General features: G+C 69.9%; 15 protein-coding genes. 13 read left to right on the forward strand and 2 right to left on the reverse strand.

Translation table 11 applies throughout. The features are described from left to right. Positions 1-6 precede the first annotated feature (6 nt). Positions 7-792, forward strand: a complete 786-nt coding sequence (locus LRP67_RS12815; protein WP_231270553.1) for an HAD-IIA family hydrolase — start codon at positions 7-9, stop codon at positions 790-792. Here the strand turns inward: LRP67_RS12815 and LRP67_RS12820 are convergent. Then, complete coding sequence (locus LRP67_RS12820) at positions 789-1,391, reverse strand: TetR family transcriptional regulator (RefSeq protein ID WP_231270554.1); 603 nt, start codon at positions 1,389-1,391, stop codon at positions 789-791. The genes LRP67_RS12815 and LRP67_RS12820 overlap by 4 nt on opposite strands. A 212-nt stretch (positions 1,392-1,603) precedes the next feature. Here LRP67_RS12820 and LRP67_RS12825 point away from each other — a divergent pair, with 212 nt between their 5' ends. The 3 genes from LRP67_RS12825 to LRP67_RS12835 are packed head-to-tail and all read left to right on the forward strand — an operon-like array spanning position 1,604 to position 4,686. Beyond that, on the forward strand, positions 1,604-2,857 hold the full coding sequence (locus LRP67_RS12825) for a glycosyltransferase family 4 protein (protein WP_231270555.1): 1,254 nt from the start codon (positions 1,604-1,606) through the stop codon (positions 2,855-2,857). Next, positions 2,844-3,611: a class I SAM-dependent methyltransferase gene (locus LRP67_RS12830; protein WP_231270556.1), complete on the forward strand. Its 768-nt coding sequence runs from the start codon at positions 2,844-2,846 to the stop codon at positions 3,609-3,611. Before LRP67_RS12825 ends, LRP67_RS12830 begins: the two co-directional genes overlap by 14 nt. Next, the gene (locus tag LRP67_RS12835; protein WP_231270557.1) at positions 3,604-4,686 is read left to right on the forward strand and encodes a prenyltransferase; all 1,083 of its coding nucleotides are present in this window, start codon (positions 3,604-3,606) and stop codon (positions 4,684-4,686) included. Before LRP67_RS12830 ends, LRP67_RS12835 begins: the two co-directional genes overlap by 8 nt. 25 nt (positions 4,687-4,711) lie before the next feature. On the opposite strand, the gene LRP67_RS12840 is transcribed toward LRP67_RS12835, so the two are convergent. Continuing rightward, positions 4,712-5,941, reverse strand: coding sequence for a DUF349 domain-containing protein (locus LRP67_RS12840; protein ID WP_231270558.1), 1,230 nt, complete (start codon positions 5,939-5,941; stop codon positions 4,712-4,714). 97 nt (positions 5,942-6,038) lie between these two features. Between LRP67_RS12840 and LRP67_RS12845 the strand changes: the two genes are divergently transcribed. From LRP67_RS12845 to LRP67_RS12885, 9 genes are all read left to right on the forward strand, one after another. Beyond that, positions 6,039-6,749, forward strand: coding sequence for an MBL fold metallo-hydrolase (locus tag LRP67_RS12845; RefSeq protein WP_231270559.1), 711 nt, complete (start codon positions 6,039-6,041; stop codon positions 6,747-6,749). A gap of 3 nt (positions 6,750-6,752) precedes the next feature. Next, positions 6,753-8,117: a histidine--tRNA ligase gene (gene hisS / locus LRP67_RS12850; RefSeq protein WP_231270560.1), complete on the forward strand. Its 1,365-nt coding sequence runs from the start codon at positions 6,753-6,755 to the stop codon at positions 8,115-8,117. Next, positions 8,114-9,886, forward strand: coding sequence for an aspartate--tRNA ligase (gene aspS, locus LRP67_RS12855; RefSeq protein ID WP_231270561.1), 1,773 nt, complete (start codon positions 8,114-8,116; stop codon positions 9,884-9,886). Before hisS ends, aspS begins: the two co-directional genes overlap by 4 nt. 139 nt (positions 9,887-10,025) lie before the next feature. Next, positions 10,026-11,030, forward strand: coding sequence for an ABC transporter permease (locus LRP67_RS12860; protein WP_231270562.1), 1,005 nt, complete (start codon positions 10,026-10,028; stop codon positions 11,028-11,030). Between the two features lie 61 nt (positions 11,031-11,091). Further along, positions 11,092-12,879, forward strand: coding sequence for an ABC transporter substrate-binding protein (locus tag LRP67_RS12865; RefSeq protein ID WP_231270563.1), 1,788 nt, complete (start codon positions 11,092-11,094; stop codon positions 12,877-12,879). An 89-nt stretch (positions 12,880-12,968) separates the two neighbouring features. Then, positions 12,969-13,976 carry an ABC transporter permease gene (locus LRP67_RS12870; RefSeq protein ID WP_231270564.1) on the forward strand — a complete coding sequence of 336 codons (1,008 nt, stop codon included), beginning with the start codon at positions 12,969-12,971 and terminating at the stop codon, positions 13,974-13,976. Continuing rightward, positions 13,973-15,079, forward strand: coding sequence for an ABC transporter ATP-binding protein (locus LRP67_RS12875; protein WP_231270565.1), 1,107 nt, complete (start codon positions 13,973-13,975; stop codon positions 15,077-15,079). Before LRP67_RS12870 ends, LRP67_RS12875 begins: the two co-directional genes overlap by 4 nt. A 148-nt stretch (positions 15,080-15,227) precedes the next feature. Beyond that, complete coding sequence (locus tag LRP67_RS12880) at positions 15,228-16,334, forward strand: dipeptide ABC transporter ATP-binding protein (protein WP_231270651.1); 1,107 nt, start codon at positions 15,228-15,230, stop codon at positions 16,332-16,334. After that, positions 16,321-17,712, forward strand: a complete 1,392-nt coding sequence (locus LRP67_RS12885) for a replication-associated recombination protein A (RefSeq protein ID WP_231270566.1) — start codon at positions 16,321-16,323, stop codon at positions 17,710-17,712. The genes LRP67_RS12880 and LRP67_RS12885 overlap by 14 nt, the downstream gene beginning before the upstream one ends. Positions 17,713-17,722: the final 10 nt, after the last annotated feature.

Below are 17,722 nucleotides of genomic sequence, written 5' to 3' on the forward strand. Positions count from 1 at the left end.
GGGGTCATGGATCGACCCGTGAAGACCTGGCTGACCGACATGGACGGAGTGCTGGCGCGCGAGGGCGTGCCGATCCCCGGCGCACAGGAGTTCGTGGAGGCACTCAAGCGCTCGGACCTGCAGTTCCTGGTGCTCACCAACAACTCGATCTTCACCCCGCGCGACCTGCGGGCCCGGCTGCTGCGCAGCGGCATGGACGTGCCGGAGGAGTCGATCTGGACCTCGGCGATGGCGACCGCGCAGTTCTTGCACGACCAGCTCCCGCGCGGCACCGCGTACGTCGTGGGGGAGGCGGGCCTGACGACCGCGCTGCACGACATCGGCTACGTGATGACCGACCGGGACCCCGACTACGTCGTGCTGGGGGAGACCCGCACCTACTCCTTCGAGGCGATCACCCGGGCGATCCGACTGGTCGACGCCGGTGCGCGGTTCATCGCCACCAACCCCGACGCGAGCGGGCCGAGCCCCGGCGGGAAGGTGCCGGCGACCGGAGCCGTGGCCGCGCTGATCAGCACGGCCACGGGTCGCACGCCGTACTACGTCGGCAAGCCCAACCCGCTCATGATGCGCTCGGCCCTCAACCGGCTCAACGCCCACTCCGAGACGACCGTGATGATCGGCGACCGTATGGACACCGACATCATCAGCGGCCTGGAGGCGGGGCTCCGCACGGTCCTGGTCGCGACCGGCTCGACTCACCCCGGCGAGGTGGAGGGCTTCCCCTACCGGCCGACCATGGTCTGCGACTCGATCGCCGACCTGGTGGGCCTGGTCGGCAAGGGCCTCTAGTCGCGCAGCAGCAGGTGGACGGCGGTCTCCATGTGGGCGCTGGTCTCGGCCGCCGTGGAGCGGCCGGTGACCCAGGCGACGAGCGCGGAGAGCCAGACGTCCCCGACGACGCGGGCGATCGCGACGTCGTGCTCGGTGAGCTCCGTGGCGCCCGGGTGCATGGCGTGGGTGAGCATCGAGGTCATCAGCATCCCGACCGCGTGGATCTCGTTGGCCACGGTGGCGTCGGCGAACATGAACGCGCGGGTCAGCGCCTCGGTGAGGTGGGGGTCGCCCTGCAGTCCGCGGGTGGTCTTCCTCAGGACGTAGATGACCCGCTCGGAGGCGGTGTCGCCGGGGATGGGCTTCTCCCGCAGCAGGGCCTCGGCCCGCTCGAACTCGCGCCCCAGGGCGGAGACGAGTAGATGGATCTTGGAGGGGAAGTAGCGGTACAGGGTCCCGAGCGCGACATCGGCCTTGTCGGCGACGGCGCGCATCTGGACGGCGTCGAACCCGCCCTCCGAAGCCAGCTCGTAGGTCGCGTCGAGGATGCGCTTGCGGCGGTCGCGTTGGGCGGCAGATCCGAGATCCTCCACCGTCAAGGAGTTGGCGGTGCTCACGTGGGCTCCCCAAGATCGTGTGTCCCTCGGCACGTTGCGACGGTGGAAAGTGCCAGGGAGCATGGGCGGTTCAGTGCGTGCATGATCAGGTTACCAACCTGGTGGGACATACTAGGAACGCGTTCCACTTCGTCCGGCCCGGGGGGTCGGCCATCCAGACATTGTCCGGAGTCCGAAGCAGCCAGGCCGAACTAGAGAGAGGGTCGCGAGACGTGCGCATCGCCATGCTGTCCTATCGCAGCAAGCCGCACTGCGGAGGTCAGGGCATCTACCTGCGCCATCTCAGTCGTGAGCTGACCAACCTCGGTCACACCGTCGAGGTGTTCTCCGGGCAGCCGTACCCCGAGCTCGACCCGGGGGTCACCCTGACCAAGGTGCCGAGCCTCGACCTGTATCGCGAGCCCGATCCCTTCCGGGTCCCCAAGCTGCGCGAGTTCCGCGACCTCGTCGACGTGGAGGAGTTCGCGACGATGTGCGTGGCCGGGTTCCCCGAGCCGAAGACGTTCAGCACCCGGGTGGCGCGGCTGCTGGCCGAGCGGGTCGACGACTTCGACATCGCCCACGACAACCAGGTCCTCGGCTACGGCATGCTCGACATCGAGAAGCTGGGCCTGCCGCTGGTCGCGACCGTGCACCACCCGATCACCTTCGATCGCCGTATCGACCTGCAGCAGACACGCAACCCCTGGCGCAAGCTGACGCTGCGACGCTGGTACGGGTTCGTGCGGATGCAGGGCAAGGTGGTGCGGCGGCTGCGCTGGATCCTGACCCCGTCGGAGACCTCCAAGCGCGACATCGCCCGGGACTTCGGGGTCGACCCCGCGAAGATGCAGGTCATCCTGCTCGGCGTCGACGACGGGTTCCGGCCCCCGACCAAGCCGCGCGTGCCGGGCCGGATCATGGCGATGGCCAGTGCCGACGCCCCGATGAAGGGCATCAACACGCTCCTCGAGGCGTTCGCCAAGATCCGCACCGAGCGCGACGTCGAGCTGGTCCTGGTGACCAAGCCCGCTCCGGGCGGCCGCACCGAGAAGCTCATCGAGAGACTCGCGATCGGCGACTCCGTGCGCTTCGTCAGCGGCGTGAGCGAGGCCGAGCTGGTCGAGCTGATGGGCTCCGCCGAGGTGGCCTGCGTCCCCTCGCTGTACGAGGGGTTCTCGCTGCCCACCGCCGAGCTGATGGCCTGCGCCACCCCGCTCGTGGTGTCTCGCGCCGGCGCGATCCCCGAGGTCGTGGGCCCCGAGGGCGAGTGCGCCGAGGTGGTCACCCCCGGTGACGTGGGCGAGCTGAAGACCGCCATCGAGGGCCTGCTCGACGACCCCGAGCGCCGAGCCCGCATGGGCGCCGCCGGGCGCAAGCGGGTGGAGGAGCTGTTCAGCTGGCGCGCGGTGGCAGCGACGGTCGCCGCGGCGTACGAGCACGTCATCGCCGACTTCGAGAAGGAGCGCTCCGTTGCTGACCGTTGATTTCGACCGCCTCGGCCTGCGCGCCGGGGACCGGGTGCTGGACATGGGGTGCGGCGCCGGCCGGCACGCCTTCGAGATGTACCGCCGCGGTGCCGACGTCGTCGCCTTCGACATGGACGCCGACGAGCTGGCCGGCGTGCTCGAGCTGTTCGGCGCGATGAAGGAGGCCGGCGAGGTGCCCGCGGGCGCCGAGGCCGACATCAAGCAGGGTGACGCCCTGCAGCTGCCGTTCTCGGACGGGGAGTTCGACCACATCGTGGCGGCCGAGGTGCTCGAGCACATCCACGCCGACGTCGACGCGATCAAGGAGCTGGTGCGCGTCCTGCGCCCGGGTGGCACCATGGCGATCTCGGTGCCGCGGTGGCTGCCGGAGGTCATCAACTGGAAGCTGTCGGAGGAGTACCACAACGCCGAGGGTGGCCACATCCGGATCTACACCGACCACGAGCTCATCGACAAGGTCACCAAGGCCGGCCGCTTCAACGACGGCACGCCGGGCGACGCGATGGTCTTCGAGGGCAAGGACTACGCCCACGGCCTGCACGCGCCGTACTGGTGGATCAAGTGCGCCGTCGGCGTCAACGACGACGACCACCCGCTCGCCAAGGCCTACCACAAGCTCCTCGTGTGGGAGATCATGAAGCAGCCCAAGGTGCTGCGGTGGGCCGGCAAGGTGCTCGACCCGATGATCGGCAAGAGCATGGTGCTGTACTTCCGCAAGCCCGAGGCGCCCGCCACGGACGGCGATGTCTGACCCGCTGGCGCGGCTGCCCTACGTCGGCGGGGTGCTGAGCGCGGCCGACGTCGCGGCGACCGCGGCGTCCATCGCGTCCATGCAGGAGCCCTGCGGGGCGATCCCGTGGACGGTCGGCGAGCACGTCGACATCTGGAACCACGTCGAGGCGGCCATGGCCCTGCTCGTCGGCGGCGAGGTCGAGGCCGCCGAGCGGGCCTACGAGTGGGTCCCGACCATGCAGCGCGAGGACGGCTCGTGGCCGATGAAGATCGTCGCCGGCGAGGTCGACGACCCCCGGGGCGAGGTCAACATGTCGGCGTACCTCGCCGTCGGGATCTGGCACCACTGGCTGGTACGGCGCGACTTCGCGTTCGTGCAGCGGTTCTGGCCGTCGGTGCGCGCCGGGCTGGACTGGGTGGTGTCGCAGCAGCTGCCGTTCGGCGGCATCAACTGGACCCCGACCGAGCCGTTCGCACTGCTGGCCGGGTCCTCGAGCATCTACCACTCGCTGCGCGCGGGGGTGGCGCTCGCCGACCTGCTCGAGGACCCCCAGCCCGAATGGGAGCTCGCCGGCGGCCGGCTCGGCCATGCGCTGCGCGAGCATCGCGACCTCTTCGAGGACAAGTCGACGTACTCGATGGACTGGTACTACCCGGTCCTCGGGGGCGCCGTTCGTGGCGAGGACGCCCTCGCGCTGATCGAGAGCCGCTGGGAGGACTTCGTGGTCCCGGGCCTGGGCATCCGGTGCGTCGACACCAACCCCTGGGTGACCGGGGCCGAGACCTGCGAGCTGGTCCTGGCGCTCGACGGCCTGGGGGAGCACCGCCGCGCGATCGCGCTGCTGACCGACATGCAGCACCTGCGCAGCGAGACCGGCGGGTACTGGACGGGCTGGGTCTTCGGCGACGACGTCTACTGGCCACACGAGCACACGACGTACACCGCAGCGGCGGTCATCCTCGCCGTCGACGCGCTCGGCGAGACCCACGGCCACAGCACCGCGGGCTCCGGCATCTACCGCGGCACCTCCCTGGCACCCCACTTCACCGGGCTCATGCTCGAGTGCGAGTGCGCCCTCGGCGACCCCGTGTAGCTGCTCGCCCCCTCAGCCCGACGGGTCAGCCGGAGAACTCCTGGGCGGCGCGCTTGGCCATCTCGAGGAAGGCCTGGCGGGAGGCGAGGTTCTCCTCGAGCTCCTTGACCAGCTTCTCGTTGCCCGCGGCACGAGCCTTCTCGAGGTCGGCCTCGACGCCGGCGATGGCGGCCTCCAGCTTGGAGACCATGTCGCCGGCCCGGGCGGACTTCTCGGGGTCGGACTTGCGCCACTGCTCGTCCTCGAGGCCGCGGATCGCCTGCTCGACCTTGCGGATCCGGGCCTCGAGGTCCTTGATGCGGTCGCGGGGGACCTTGCCGGCGGCGTCCCAGCGATCGGCGATGTCGCGGAAGGCCCGCTTGGCGGCCTCGATGTCGGTGACCGGCAGGAGCGCCTCGGCCTCGACGATCAGCTTGTCCTTGACCTCGGCGTTGGCGGCGAACTCGGCGTCCAGGGCCGCGTTGGCGGCGTCGCGAGCCCCGAAGAACGCATCCTGGGCGCCACGGAATCGAGCCCAGAGCGCGTCGTCGACGTCCTTGGGCGCCGGGCCGGCGGCCTTCCAGTCGCGCATGAGGTCGCGGTAGCGCCCGGCGGTCGGTCCCCACTCCGTCGAGCCGGCGAGCTCCTCGGCCTCCTTGGCCAGCCGCTCCTTGATGACCCGCGCGGACTCGCGCTTCACGTCCTGCTCGGCGAAGTGCGCCTTGCGGTGACGCGTGTACGCCGTGCGCGCTCCAGAGAAGCGCTTCCACAGTGCGTCGTCCGAGGCGCGGTCGATGCGCGGCAGCGCCTTCCACTCCTCCAGCAGGTCACGCAGCCGGTTGGCGCCGTGGCGCCAGTCGGTGCCCTCGGCGATCTTCTCGGCGGCGGCGACCAGCTTCTCCTTCTGCTGCTTGGCCTCGGCGGACCTCTGCGCCTTCTCGGCGCGGCGGGCAGCGCGCTGCTGCGCGAGGACCGGGCCGAGGGAGTCGAGCCGGGCGGCAAGCGCCGCCAGGTCGCCGACCGCGTTGGCGTCGACCACCTGCGCGCGGACGAGCTTGACCGACTCGGCCGCCTCGTCCGGTCCGAGGACCCCCGACCGCACCCGCTGGTCGAGCAGGGAGACCTCGGTCTCCAGCGCGAGGTAGCGATCGGTGTAGAACTTCAGCGCCTCCTCCGGTGTGCCCACGGGGTACTGCCCCACGGCACGCTCGCCGTCGGCGGTCTTCACGTAGACGGTGCCGTCGTCCCCGACGCGGCCCCATTCGGTGCTCGTCACTGCAGTCCCTCGTTCGTTGCCCGGCAGAAGCAGTGGCCCACACTAGTGCGCAGATACCGGCGGGACGACCACTCGCTCGTCTCGATACTGTTGCGGAGTGTTGATCGCCGGATTCCCCGCAGGGCCGTGGGGCACCAACTGCTACGTCGCCGCGACGGGGCCGGGCAGCGAGTGCGTGGTCATCGACCCCGGCAAGGACTCCGCGGCGGGAGTCGACGAGGTCGTGCGCCAGCACCGGCTCAAGCCGGTCGCGGTCCTGGTCACGCACGGTCACATCGACCACATGTGGTGCGTGGCCCCGGTCGCCGGCGCATACGACGCCACCGCCTGGATCCACCCGCGCGACCGCCACCTCCTCACCGACCCCATGGCCGGCATGTCGCGCGAGAGCACCGCGATGCTGCTCGGGGGCAGCTACGAGTGGGCCGAGCCCGATGACGTCCAGGAGCTCTCCGACCTCCAGGAGCTGGAGCTGGCCGGTCTGCGGTTCGTGGTCGACCACACCCCGGGCCACACCGAGGGCTCGGTCACCTTCCGCTCGCCGTACGACGCCGACGACATCTCGGAGGTGATGTTCTCCGGCGACCTGCTGTTCGCCGGCTCGATCGGCCGCACGGACCTGCCTGGAGGCGACCACCCCACCATGCTGCGCAGCCTCGCCGAGAAGGTGCTGCCGCTGCGCGACGACATCGTGGTGCTCCCAGGTCACGGCGAGCAGACGTCCATCGGCCGTGAGCGCACGACCAACCCATTCCTGCAGGACCTGGCGACCGACGGGTCCGCGGGCCGAGTGACCCGAGGTCTCTGAGCCATGAACGCCAAGCCCACCCCGCTCAGCGGGTTCCCCGAGCTCCTGCCCGCGCACCGCGCCGTCGAGCGCGAGGTCGTCGCCTCGCTCTCGCGCAGCTTCGAGCTGCACGGCTTCGCCAACATCGAGACCCGCGTCGTCGAGCCGCTCGACCGCCTCGCCAAGGGCGGCGAGGTCGACAAGGAGATCTACGTCCTTCGTCGCCTGCACGCCGAGGACGCGGCCGACGACACGGGGCTGGGCCTGCACTTCGACCTCACCGTGCCGTTCGCGCGCTACGTGCTGGAGCACGCCGGCCACCTGGAGTTCCCCTTCCGCCGCTACCAGATCCAGCCGGCCTGGCGGGGGGAGCGGCCCCAGGAGGGCCGCTACCGGCAGTTCACCCAGGCCGACGTCGACATCGTCGGCAAGGACGAGCTGCCCTTCCACCACGACGTCGAGGTGATGCGAGTGATGGTGGAGGCCCTCGACGCGCTGCCGCTGCCCCCGCTGAGCTTCCAGTTCAACAACCGCAAGCTCATCCAAGGGTTCTACCGCGGCCTCGGCGTCCCGGACGTCACCGCGGCGATCCGCACCATCGACAAGCTGGACAAGCTGCCGGCCGAGCAGGTGGCGGCGCTGCTCGTCAGCGACGCCGGGGCCACCGCCGAGCAGGCACAGCGGTGCCTGGAGCTCGCGACGATCCGCGTGCCCGACACCTCCTTCGTCGAGCGGGTGCGCGCGCTCGGCGTCGAGGACCCGCTGCTTGAGGAGGGCCTCGAGGAGCTCGCCGCCGTCGTGGCCGGGTGCGGCGCGGGGGAGCGGCGCCACGTCAGCGTCGAGGCCAACCTGCGCATCGCCCGCGGCCTGGACTACTACACCGGCACCGTCGTGGAGATCTTCATGACCGGCTACGAGCGGCTGAAGTCGGTCGGCGGCGGGGGTCGCTACGACGCACTGGCCAGCGACGGCCGGACGACGTACCCCGGCGTGGGCGTCTCGTTCGGGGTCTCCCGCACGCTCGTCCCGCTGCTCGCCGACGGCGTGCTCGCCGGCAGCCGCCCAGTGCCGAGCGCAGTCCTCGTGGCTGTCACCGACGAGGAGACCCGCGCCGAGAGCGAGGCGGTCGCCGCGGCGCTGCGCTCGCGCGGGATCAACACCGAGGTCTCGGCCTCGGCCCAGAAGTTCGGCAAGCAGATCCGCTACGCCGACCGACGGGGGATCCCGTTCGTCTGGTTCCGCCAGGACGACGGCGGCCACCAGGTCAAGGACATCCGCAGCGGTGAGCAGGTGGACGCCGATCCGGCCGCCTGGAGCCCGCCCAACGAGGACCTGCGACCGCAGGTCGTCTCGAACCGTACGACCACCGAACACCAGGAGCAGCAGTGATCCGCACCCATGACGCCGGCGCCCTCCGCGCCGAGGACGTCGGCCAGACCGTCACCCTCGCCGGGTGGGTGGCCAATCGGCGCGACCACGGCGGCGTGGCCTTCATCGACCTGCGCGAGGCGAGCGGCATCGTCCAGGTCGTGATCCGCGACGAGGCCGTGGCCCATCACCTGCGGGCCGAGTACTGCCTCAAGGTGACGGGCGAGGTGACCGCACGCAAGGCGGGCAACGAGAACCCCAACCTCGCGACCGGCGAGATCGAGGTCGTGGCCTCCGACGTCGAGGTGCTCAGCGCCGCGGCCCCGCTGCCGTTCCCGATCAGCGACCACGTGGACGTGGGGGAGGAGGCGCGTCTCAAGCACCGCTATCTGGACCTGCGCCGTTCGGGTCCCAACGCCGCATTGCGGCTCCGCAGCAAGGTCAACAAGGCCGCCCGCGACGTGCTCGACGCTCACGACTTCGTCGAGATCGAGACCCCCACGCTGACCCGCAGCACCCCCGAGGGGGCTCGTGACTTCCTGGTGCCCGCCCGCCTCCAGCCCGGCAGCTGGTACGCGCTGCCGCAGAGCCCACAGCTCTTCAAGCAGCTGCTCATGGTCGCCGGCATGGAGCGCTACTTCCAGATCGCGCGCTGCTACCGCGACGAGGACTTCCGCGCCGACCGGCAGCCGGAGTTCACCCAGCTCGACCTCGAGATGAGCTTCGTCGACCAGGACGACGTCATCGCGGTCGCCGAGGAGATCCTCACGGCGCTGTGGAAGCTCATCGGGCACGACGTGCCGACGCCGCTGCCGCGCATGACCTACGCCGAGGCGATGGCGCGCTTCGGCTCCGACAAGCCCGACCTGCGCATGGGCCAGGAGCTGGTCGAGTGCACCGAGTACTTCAAGGACACGCCGTTCCGCGTCTTCCAGGCGCCCTACGTCGGGGCCGTCGTGATGCCCGGCGGCGCGAGCCAGCCGCGCAAGCAGCTGGACGCCTGGCAGGAGTGGGCCAAGCAGCGAGGTGCCCGCGGGCTGGCCTATGTGCTGGTCCAGGAGGACGGTGAGCTGACCGGCCCCGTGGCCAAGAACATCAGCGACGAGGAGAAGGCCGGGCTGGCCGCTCACGTCGGCGCCAAGCCGGGGGACTGCGTGTTCTTCGGCGCCGGCCTGCCCAAGCCCAGCCGCGCACTGCTGGGCGCCGCGCGTCTCGAGATCGGCCGCCGCTGCGGCCTGATCGACGAGGACGCCTGGAGCTTCCTGTGGGTCGTCGACGCCCCGCTCTTCGAGCCGGCAGACGAGGCGACCGCCGCGGGTGACGTCGCCGTCGGCAGTGGCGCCTGGACGGCGGTGCACCACGCGTTCACCTCGCCGCAGGACCTGGAGTCCTTCGACCAGGACCCCGGCAGCGCGATCGCCTGGGCCTACGACATCGTCTGCAACGGCAACGAGATCGGCGGCGGGTCGATCCGTATCCACCGTGAGGACGTACAGCGTCGGGTCTTCGCGATCATGGGCATCGGCGAGGAGGAGGCGCAGGAGAAGTTCGGCTTCCTGCTCGACGCCTTCAAGTTCGGCGCACCGCCCCACGGCGGCATCGCGTTCGGCTGGGACCGCATCGTGGCGCTGCTCGCGGGCACCGACTCGATCCGCGACGTGATCGCCTTCCCCAAGTCCGGAGGGGGCTTCGACCCCCTCACGGCGGCACCCGCCCCCATCACGGCGGCCCAGCGCAAGGAGGCCGGTGTCGACGCCGTTGCTGCGAAGGATTCCTCCCCTTCGCCCTGAGGCGCGAGATAAACACTCGACAAACCTGCCGAGACCAGATCGTTACGTCGGGGAGACCCGGACGGCGCACTGTGTCACATAGAGTCACGGGCGGCACCGCCCAGGCGGTGCCTGCCCACCACACCCAGAGGGGAACTGCATGACCCTGCCGGTCCAAGAGCTCGGGACGCCGGAGGATGCTGCGCCGCTTCCGGAGGCGGAGCGCAAGAAGATCGCAGGCCGCTCTCCGACGCGGATCGCCCTCGACCGTCTGCGCAAGGACAAGATCGCGGTGGTCTGCTTCGCGATCGTGGTGTTCTTCGCGCTCATCGCGATCTTCGCCGACCAGCTGTGCAGCCTCTTCGGCGTGTCCACCGAGACCGTCCGTGCCAGCGAGCGGGTGAACCTCGCGTCGGGCCTGCCGCTCAAGGGCCCCCCCAACGGCAGCTTCGACCCCGCCCACCCGCTGGGTGTGGCGCCGTCCACCGGCACCGACAACCTCGCGGTCTGGTTCGAAGGGTGCCGGACCTCGCTGTTCCTGGCCACGATGGCAGCGGTGCTCTCCACCCTCGTCGGGGTCACGCTCGGCCTGCTCGCCGGGTTCCTCGGCGGCGTGGTCGACGCGGTCATCTCCTTCGTGACCGACCTGTTCCTCACCTTCCCGTTCCTGGTGGCGGCGCTGGCGATCGCGCCGATCATCAACGAGCGCTTCGGCACGGAGCCGGAGATGATGCGCACGGTCAGCTTCTGGTCGCTGGTCGCGATCCTGGTGATCTTCGGCTGGATGGGAGTCGCACGCCTGGTGCGCGGCGAGGTGCTCTCGCTGCGCGAGCGCGAGTTCGTGAAGGCCGCCCGGGTGATCGGCGTGCCGACGGCGCGCATCCTGCGCCGCGAGATGCTCCCCAACCTGATCGCGCCCATCGTCGTGTCGTTCTCGCTCGGTCTCCCGGCCTACGTCGCAGCGGAGGCGGGCCTGTCCTACCTCGGCATCGGTGTGTTCGGTCGCGAGTCGTGGGGCCGGACGATCAACACGGCCACGAACTGGTGGGAGCTCTACCCCCAGTTCATGCTGGCCCCGGTCATCGGCATCGCGGTGCTGGTGGTCGCGCTCAACCTGCTCGGCGACGCCATCCGGGATGCGTTCGACCCCAAGACGCGTCGCTAGCAGTCCCCCCACGTCGGCTGCGCCGATCGCGCAGCCAACGCACACAACGAAAGGCACGACTATGAAACGCAAGAAGGTGTTGGTCGCCAGCGTGAGCGCTGCGGCACTGGCGCTGACCCTCGCGGCCTGCGGCGGCGGCGGCGACGACGGTGACAACGGGAACGAGAACTCGTTCACCGAGACCGACTCGTCCGCCGGTGGCAAGGACCCCGAGGCTCAGGGGCCGGCCCCTGAGGTCGAGGGCGCCAAGGCCGGCGGCGAGCTCAAGATCCTCGCTCCGGACCCCGACGACGGCCCGGACACGCTCGACCCCGCCGCCCTGTGGTCGGTGACCGACAACGCCATCGCGCAGGACCTGCTGCTGCGCTCGCTGACGACGTTCCGCCAGAACGACGACGGCGCCTACGAGCTGGTCCCCGACCTCGCCACCGACCTCGGCACCCCCAACGAGGACTTCACCGAGTGGCGCTTCACCCTGAAGGACGGCATCAAGTGGGAGACCGGCCAGCCGGTCACCGCTGAGGAGGTCGCCTTCGGCATCAAGCGCACCTTCGACGCCGACACCTTCGCGACCGGCCCCGGCACGTCGTACTCCAAGCCCTACTTCGAGGGTGGCGAGGAGTACAACGGTCCCTACGTCGATGGCGACAACTTCCCCGCGGTCACGACCGAGGGCAACGAGATCGTCATGAAGTTCAGCACCCCGTTCGCGGAGATGGACTACTACTCCATCTTCCCGGCCATCGGCCCGGTGCCGCTGAACGCCGACAAGACCGACTACGGCCAGAAGCCGCTGTCGACCGGCCCCTACAAGATCGAGAAGTTCGTCCCGAACCAGTCCCTCACGCTGGTCAAGAACGACCAGTGGGACCCGGCCACCGACCCGGCCCGTCGTCAGCTCGTCGACAAGTACACCTTCGAGTTCGACGTCCAGCCCCAGGTCGCGGGCGAGACCGTCCTCAGCGACGCCGGCGCGACCACCGTCGTGACCGCCCTGCAGGGCACGGACTACAACAAGGCGCGCCAGGAGGGCAAGGACGACAACATCCTCGTCGGTCCTCAGCCGTGCACGAGCTTCGTGATGCCCAACTACGAGAAGATCCCCGAGCTCGAGGTGCGTCAGGCGCTCGCCTTCGCCTACGACTACGAGAACGTCTGGTCGGCTGCCGGCGAGGTCGCCGGTGTCACCCGCGCCAACGGCGTCACGGACGAGTCGCTGGGCTACGGCCTGCTGCCCCCGGGCATGGCCGGTCGCATCCCGTGGGAGGGCCCGATCGACGACGAGCAGATCACCTACGACCCCGAGCGGTCCAAGGAGCTCTTGAAGGAGGCCGGCTTCGAGCCGGGCGAGTACGAGGTCCAGTTCGTCTACGACGCCTCCACGCCTGAGGGCGAGGCCGGCGCCAACCAGCGCAAGCGCGGCTACGAGGAGTCCGGCTTCAAGGTGGAGATGTACCCCTACACGGGTGGCAGCCTCTACGACGTCTGGACCAACCCGGACAGCAAGCTGTACAAGCAGATCAACCTGCTCGGTACCGCCTGGTGCCAGGACTGGCCGTCTGCGGCGACGTTCCTGCCCCCGATCCTCGAGACCGGTGCCGCGTACAACACCGGCGGCTTCTCCGAGAAGGCCGTGGACGACCGCATGGAGGAGATCCGCAGGCTGCCCGTCGACGAGCAGGCCGACGCCTGGGGTGAGCTGGAGAACGAGGTGATGACGGAGTACATGCCCGTGATCAACTCCGGCTTCTACCAGAACATCTTCGGCATCGGCAGCACTGTCGGTGGGTTCGCCAACGACACCTCTGTCGGCGGCGCTCCCGACTACCGGTCCATCTACATCAAGTAGATCCGCGTAGCCCGGTAACACCACTCAGCGGGCCGGGTGGGGTCCACGGACCCCACCCGGCTCCCGCAAGTCATAGTTGGAGGAGCTCGATGCTCTCGTTCCTGGTCAGGCGGATAATCTCCGGATTCCTGATCGTCGTGATGGTCTCCATGCTGGTCTACCTGCTGTTCTGGTACGGCCCCAAGAGTCCCGCGCTCGAGCTCTGCCGCCGCGACACCAACGGCCGGTGCGGCGAGACCTCGCCCCGGCTCGCCGAGTACGAAGAGCGTCTCGGCTACAACAACCCCGTCTACGTCGAGTACGGCAAGTGGGTCAAGGGCCTGGTCACCGACCGGGAGATCCAGCTCGGCGCGGCCACCTACGACTGCGCCGCGCCCTGTCTCGGTCTCTCCTACCGCGACAAGAGCCAGGTGACCGAGCAGCTCAAGGAGCGGTTCCCGGTCACCGTGAGCCTCGCGATCGGCGCAGCGTCCCTCTATCTGCTCGTCGGCGTCACCATCGGGGTCCTGGCCGCGCGAAGACGCGGCACCGTCTCGGACAAGATGCTGGTGGCCTCGACCCTGGTCTTCAGCTCCATCCCCTACTACCTGGTCGCGTTGCTGAGCTTCCTGCTGCTCACGTTGAGCACATCGCTGTTCCCAGAGGTGACCTACGTCTCGTTCTTCGACAACCCCCTGAAGTGGGCGTCGGGACTGCTGCTGGTGTGGCTGGTCATGGGCATCTACGGCGCCACGTCCTACACCCGCTACTCCCGAGGGGCCATGGTGGAGGCGCTCAACGAGGACTACGTCCGTACGGCGAGAGCCAAGGGTCTCAAGGGCCGCACGGTGGTCGGCAAGCACGCGCTGAGGTCTGCCCTGGTGCCCGTGGTCACCATCTTCGGCCTCGACGTCGCGTTCCTGCTGTCCGGCACCGTGTTCACCGAGCAGATCTTCTCTCTCGAGGGCATCGGCAAGTGGGCGATCGACGCCACCTACATCAAGGACCTGCCCGTGGTGCAGGCCACGTCCTTGGTCCTGGCTGTTTCAGTGGTCATCATGAACATCGTGGTGGATATCGTCTACAGCTGGCTGGACCCGAGAGTGAGACTCGCATGACCGCGTTGGACACCGGCCTGGACTCCCGCGGCCGCGTCACCGGCGCGCCGTACCTCCAGGTCGAGAACCTCACCGTGCGCTTCCCCACGGCCGACGGCCTGGTGCAGGCCGTCACCGACCTCTCCTACTCCGTCGAGCTCGGCAAGACGCTGGGCATCGTGGGGGAGTCGGGGTCGGGCAAGTCCGTCTCGAGCATGGCCGTGCTGGGGCTGCACGATCGCCGCTCGGCCCAGATCGAGGGCTCGATCCGGGTCGGCGGCACCGAGGTCGTCGGCCTCTCGGAGGACAAGCTCCGGGAGCTGCGCGGCAGCTCGGTGGCGATGATCTTCCAGGACGCCCTCGCCGCGCTGCACCCGTTCTTCCGGATCGGCAAGCAGCTCAGCGAGGCCTACCTGGTCCACCACCCCGACGCCAGCAAGCGCGACGCCCGCCGGCAGGCCATCGAGATGCTCGACCGCGTGGGCATCCCGCAGCCGGACAAGCGCGTCGACGACTACCCGCACCAGTTCTCCGGCGGCATGCGTCAGCGCGCCATGATCGCGATGGGCCTGATCAACGACCCGTCGCTGCTGATCGCCGACGAGCCGACCACGGCGCTGGACGTGACGGTGCAGGCGCAGATCCTGGACCTCCTGCAGGACCTGCAGCGGGAGTTCAACTCCGCGGTCATCATCATCACCCACGACCTCGGGGTCGTGGCGGAGATGGCCGACGACGTGCTGGTCATGTACGCCGGCCGCGCGGTCGAGTACGGCAGCGCCAAGGACATCCTCACGCACCCGGAGATGCCCTACACCTGGGGGCTGCTCTCCAGCATCCCGGACGTCCACGCCGACACGAGCGCCCGGATGATCCCCATCCCGGGCAGCCCGCCCAGCCTGCTCGACCCGCCGAGCGGCTGCCCGTTCCACCCGCGCTGCACGCACGTGGACAAGGTGCCCGGAGATCTCTGCTTCACCACGACGCCCGAGCTGCTGCCGGGCCGCAGCCCCGCGCACCTCAAGCGCTGCCACCTGGCCGATCCGGACGAGATCTACGCACGCGAGGTCCTGACCGTGATCGCCCCCGACCTGGCCGAGGAGACCCCCGATGCCCGAGAGTGACGCCGTGACCGAGAGCCTCCCGGAGGACCCGGTCGCGCTCGAGGCCGAGCCTGAGGCCATCACCTTCGAGGAGCAGGCGGCGCTCGCGCACTCGGCCGCCGAGCTCGATGTCTCCCGGGGGTCGGTGCTGGAGGTGGACAACCTCAAGATGTACTTCCCGGTCCGCTCCAAGGGCTTCCTGCGCCGCAAGGTGGGCGACGTCCAGGCGGTCGACGGCATCTCCTTCGAGGTCCCGCGCGGCGGCTCGCTGGGACTCGTCGGCGAGTCCGGGTGCGGCAAGTCCACCACCGGGCTGCTGGTGACGCGGCTCTACGACCCCACCGGCGGCAAGATCCTCTTCGAGGGCCGCAACATGGCCGATCTGAAGAAGCGTCAGCTCAAGCCGCTGCGCCGCGAGGTCCAGATGATCTTCCAGGACCCCTACAGCTCGCTGAACCCGCGCCACACGGTCGGCTCCATCATCGCCACGCCGTTGCAGGTGCACAACGTGCTGCCGCGCAACAAGATCCTGCCCCGCGTCCAAGAGCTCCTGGAGATCGTGGGGCTCAACCCGGAGCACTACAACCGCTACCCCAACGAGTTCTCCGGGGGCCAGCGTCAGCGCATCGGCATCGCGCGGGCGCTGACGCTCAACCCGAAGCTGCTCGTGGCCGACGAGCCAGTCTCCGCCCTGGACGTGTCCATCCAGGCGCAGGTCATCAACCTGCTCCAGGACATCCAGAAGGAGTTCGACGTCGCGTTCCTCTTCATCGCCCACGACCTCGCGGTCGTGCGGCACTTCTGCCCCGAGGTCGCGGTGATGTACCTCGGCAAGATCGTCGAGATCGGCGACCGCGACAGCATCTACGAGAACGCCCGCCACCCCTACACCCAGGCGCTCCTGTCCGCCGTGCCCGACGTCAAGCAGGCCGCCATCGGCGGTCGCCGCGAGCGGATCCGCCTGCAGGGCGACGTGCCGAGCCCGATCAACCCGCCCTCGGGCTGCCGGTTCCGCACCCGCTGCCCGATCGCCCAGGAGATCTGCGCCAAGCACGAGCCGCCGCTGCTGCAGATCGGCGCGCGCCACAAGGTCGCCTGCCACTTCCCCGGGCGCGTCGGGCAGCACCCGGACACGCCGATCACAGCGCGCCTGCTCGGCACCGACGACACGGGCAGCCCCGACCCCGGCGCCAGCCCGAGCCCGCTGATCACCAACAAGCCGGGCTACGACGACACGTGGTTCGACCTGGATGCGAAGGCGCTTGGACGAGCCTGAGGGTCTGTTCGGAGCGCCCGCGACCTCCTCGTCGCGGGGCCAGCGCTCCGGGGCCGGCTCCCTGGCCGGCAACACGCATGCCTCCGCCCCCCTGGCGGTGCGCATGCGTCCCCGGACCCTGGACGAGCTCGTGGGTCAGGCCCAGCTTCGCGCCCCCGGCTCCCCGCTGCGGCAGCTGATCGAGGGCGACCAGTCGATGTCGCTGCTGCTCTGGGGACCGCCGGGGACCGGCAAGACCACGATCGCGGCGATCCTCAGCCAGCAGACCGACCGGCGCTTCGTCGAGGTGTCGGCGGTCTCGGCCGGGGTAAAGGAGGTCCGTGCGGCCATCGACGCCGCCCGGGCCGAGCTGGTCAACGCGCAGCGGGAGACCGTGCTGTTCGTCGACGAGGTGCACCGCTTCAGCAAGGCGCAGCAGGACGCCCTGCTGCCGGGGGTCGAGAACCGCTGGGTGACGCTGGTGGCGGCCACGACGGAGAACCCGTTCTTCTCGGTCATCTCGCCGCTGCTGTCGCGCAGCCTGCTGCTGCGGCTGGAGTCGCTGACCGACGACGACGTACGCCGGGTGCTCGACCAGGCCATCACCGACGAGCGCGGCCTCGCCGGCCGGTTCACCGTGGAGCCCGAGGCGCTCGACCATCTGGTCCGCTTGGCCGGGGGCGACGCCCGCCGGTCACTGACCTACCTGGAGGCCTCGGCCGGCGCCGCGGCGGCCCGTGGCTCCGACGTGGTCGACCTGAGCACCGCGGTGACGGCCGTCGACCAGGCCGCGGTGCGCTACGACCGTCAGGGAGACCAGCACTACGACGTCACGAGCGCCTTCATCAAGTCCATCCGCGGCTCCGACGCCGACGCCGCGCTGCACTACCTCGCACGGATGATGGAGGCGGGGGAGGACCCGCGCTTCATCGCGCGGCGCCTGGTCATCCTCGCCAGCGAGGACATCGGGCTCGCGGACCCGACCGCGCTGACCACGGCCGTGGCGGCGGCCCAGGCCGTCCAGCTGATCGGGATGCCGGAGGCCCGGCTCAACCTCGCCCAGGCCACGATCGCCCTCGCGGTGGCGCCGAAGTCGAACGCGGTCATCAAGGGCATCGACGCCGCCAGCGCCGACGTGCGGGCCGGCAAGATCGGCCCCGTGCCCCCGCACCTGCGCGACGCGCACTACGCGGGCGCGAAGAAGATCGGGCACGGCAAGACCTACAAGTACAGCCACGACGAGCCCTACGGGGTCGCCGAGCAGCAGTACGCTCCGGACGTCGTCAAGGACGCCGAGTACTACCGCCCGACCGGTCTGGGCGCCGAGGCGGCGGTCAAGGAGCGCTGGGACCGCATCCGCCGTCTTATCCGAGGTGGAGGCCCGACACCGTCGCGATAGGGTCGACGAC

It is taken from the genome of Nocardioides sp. cx-169, assembly GCF_021083605.1.
GTDB lineage: Bacteria > Actinomycetota > Actinomycetes > Propionibacteriales > Nocardioidaceae > Nocardioides.

What these genes read in the sequence shown, in the direction of transcription:
- LRP67_RS12815 (WP_231270553.1), top strand. Translation starts at nt 7, where the DNA reads ATGGATCGACCCGTGAAGACCTGGCTGACCGACATGGACGGAGTGCTG.
- LRP67_RS12835 (WP_231270557.1), top strand. Translation starts at nt 3,604, where the DNA reads ATGTCTGACCCGCTGGCGCGGCTGCCCTACGTCGGCGGGGTGCTGAGC.
- hisS (WP_231270560.1), top strand. Translation starts at nt 6,753, where the DNA reads ATGAACGCCAAGCCCACCCCGCTCAGCGGGTTCCCCGAGCTCCTGCCC.
- LRP67_RS12860 (WP_231270562.1), top strand. Translation starts at nt 10,026, where the DNA reads ATGACCCTGCCGGTCCAAGAGCTCGGGACGCCGGAGGATGCTGCGCCG.
- LRP67_RS12865 (WP_231270563.1), top strand. Translation starts at nt 11,092, where the DNA reads ATGAAACGCAAGAAGGTGTTGGTCGCCAGCGTGAGCGCTGCGGCACTG.
- LRP67_RS12870 (WP_231270564.1), top strand. Translation starts at nt 12,969, where the DNA reads ATGCTCTCGTTCCTGGTCAGGCGGATAATCTCCGGATTCCTGATCGTC.
- LRP67_RS12875 (WP_231270565.1), top strand. Translation starts at nt 13,973, where the DNA reads ATGACCGCGTTGGACACCGGCCTGGACTCCCGCGGCCGCGTCACCGGC.
- LRP67_RS12880 (WP_231270651.1), top strand. Translation starts at nt 15,228, where the DNA reads ATGTACTTCCCGGTCCGCTCCAAGGGCTTCCTGCGCCGCAAGGTGGGC.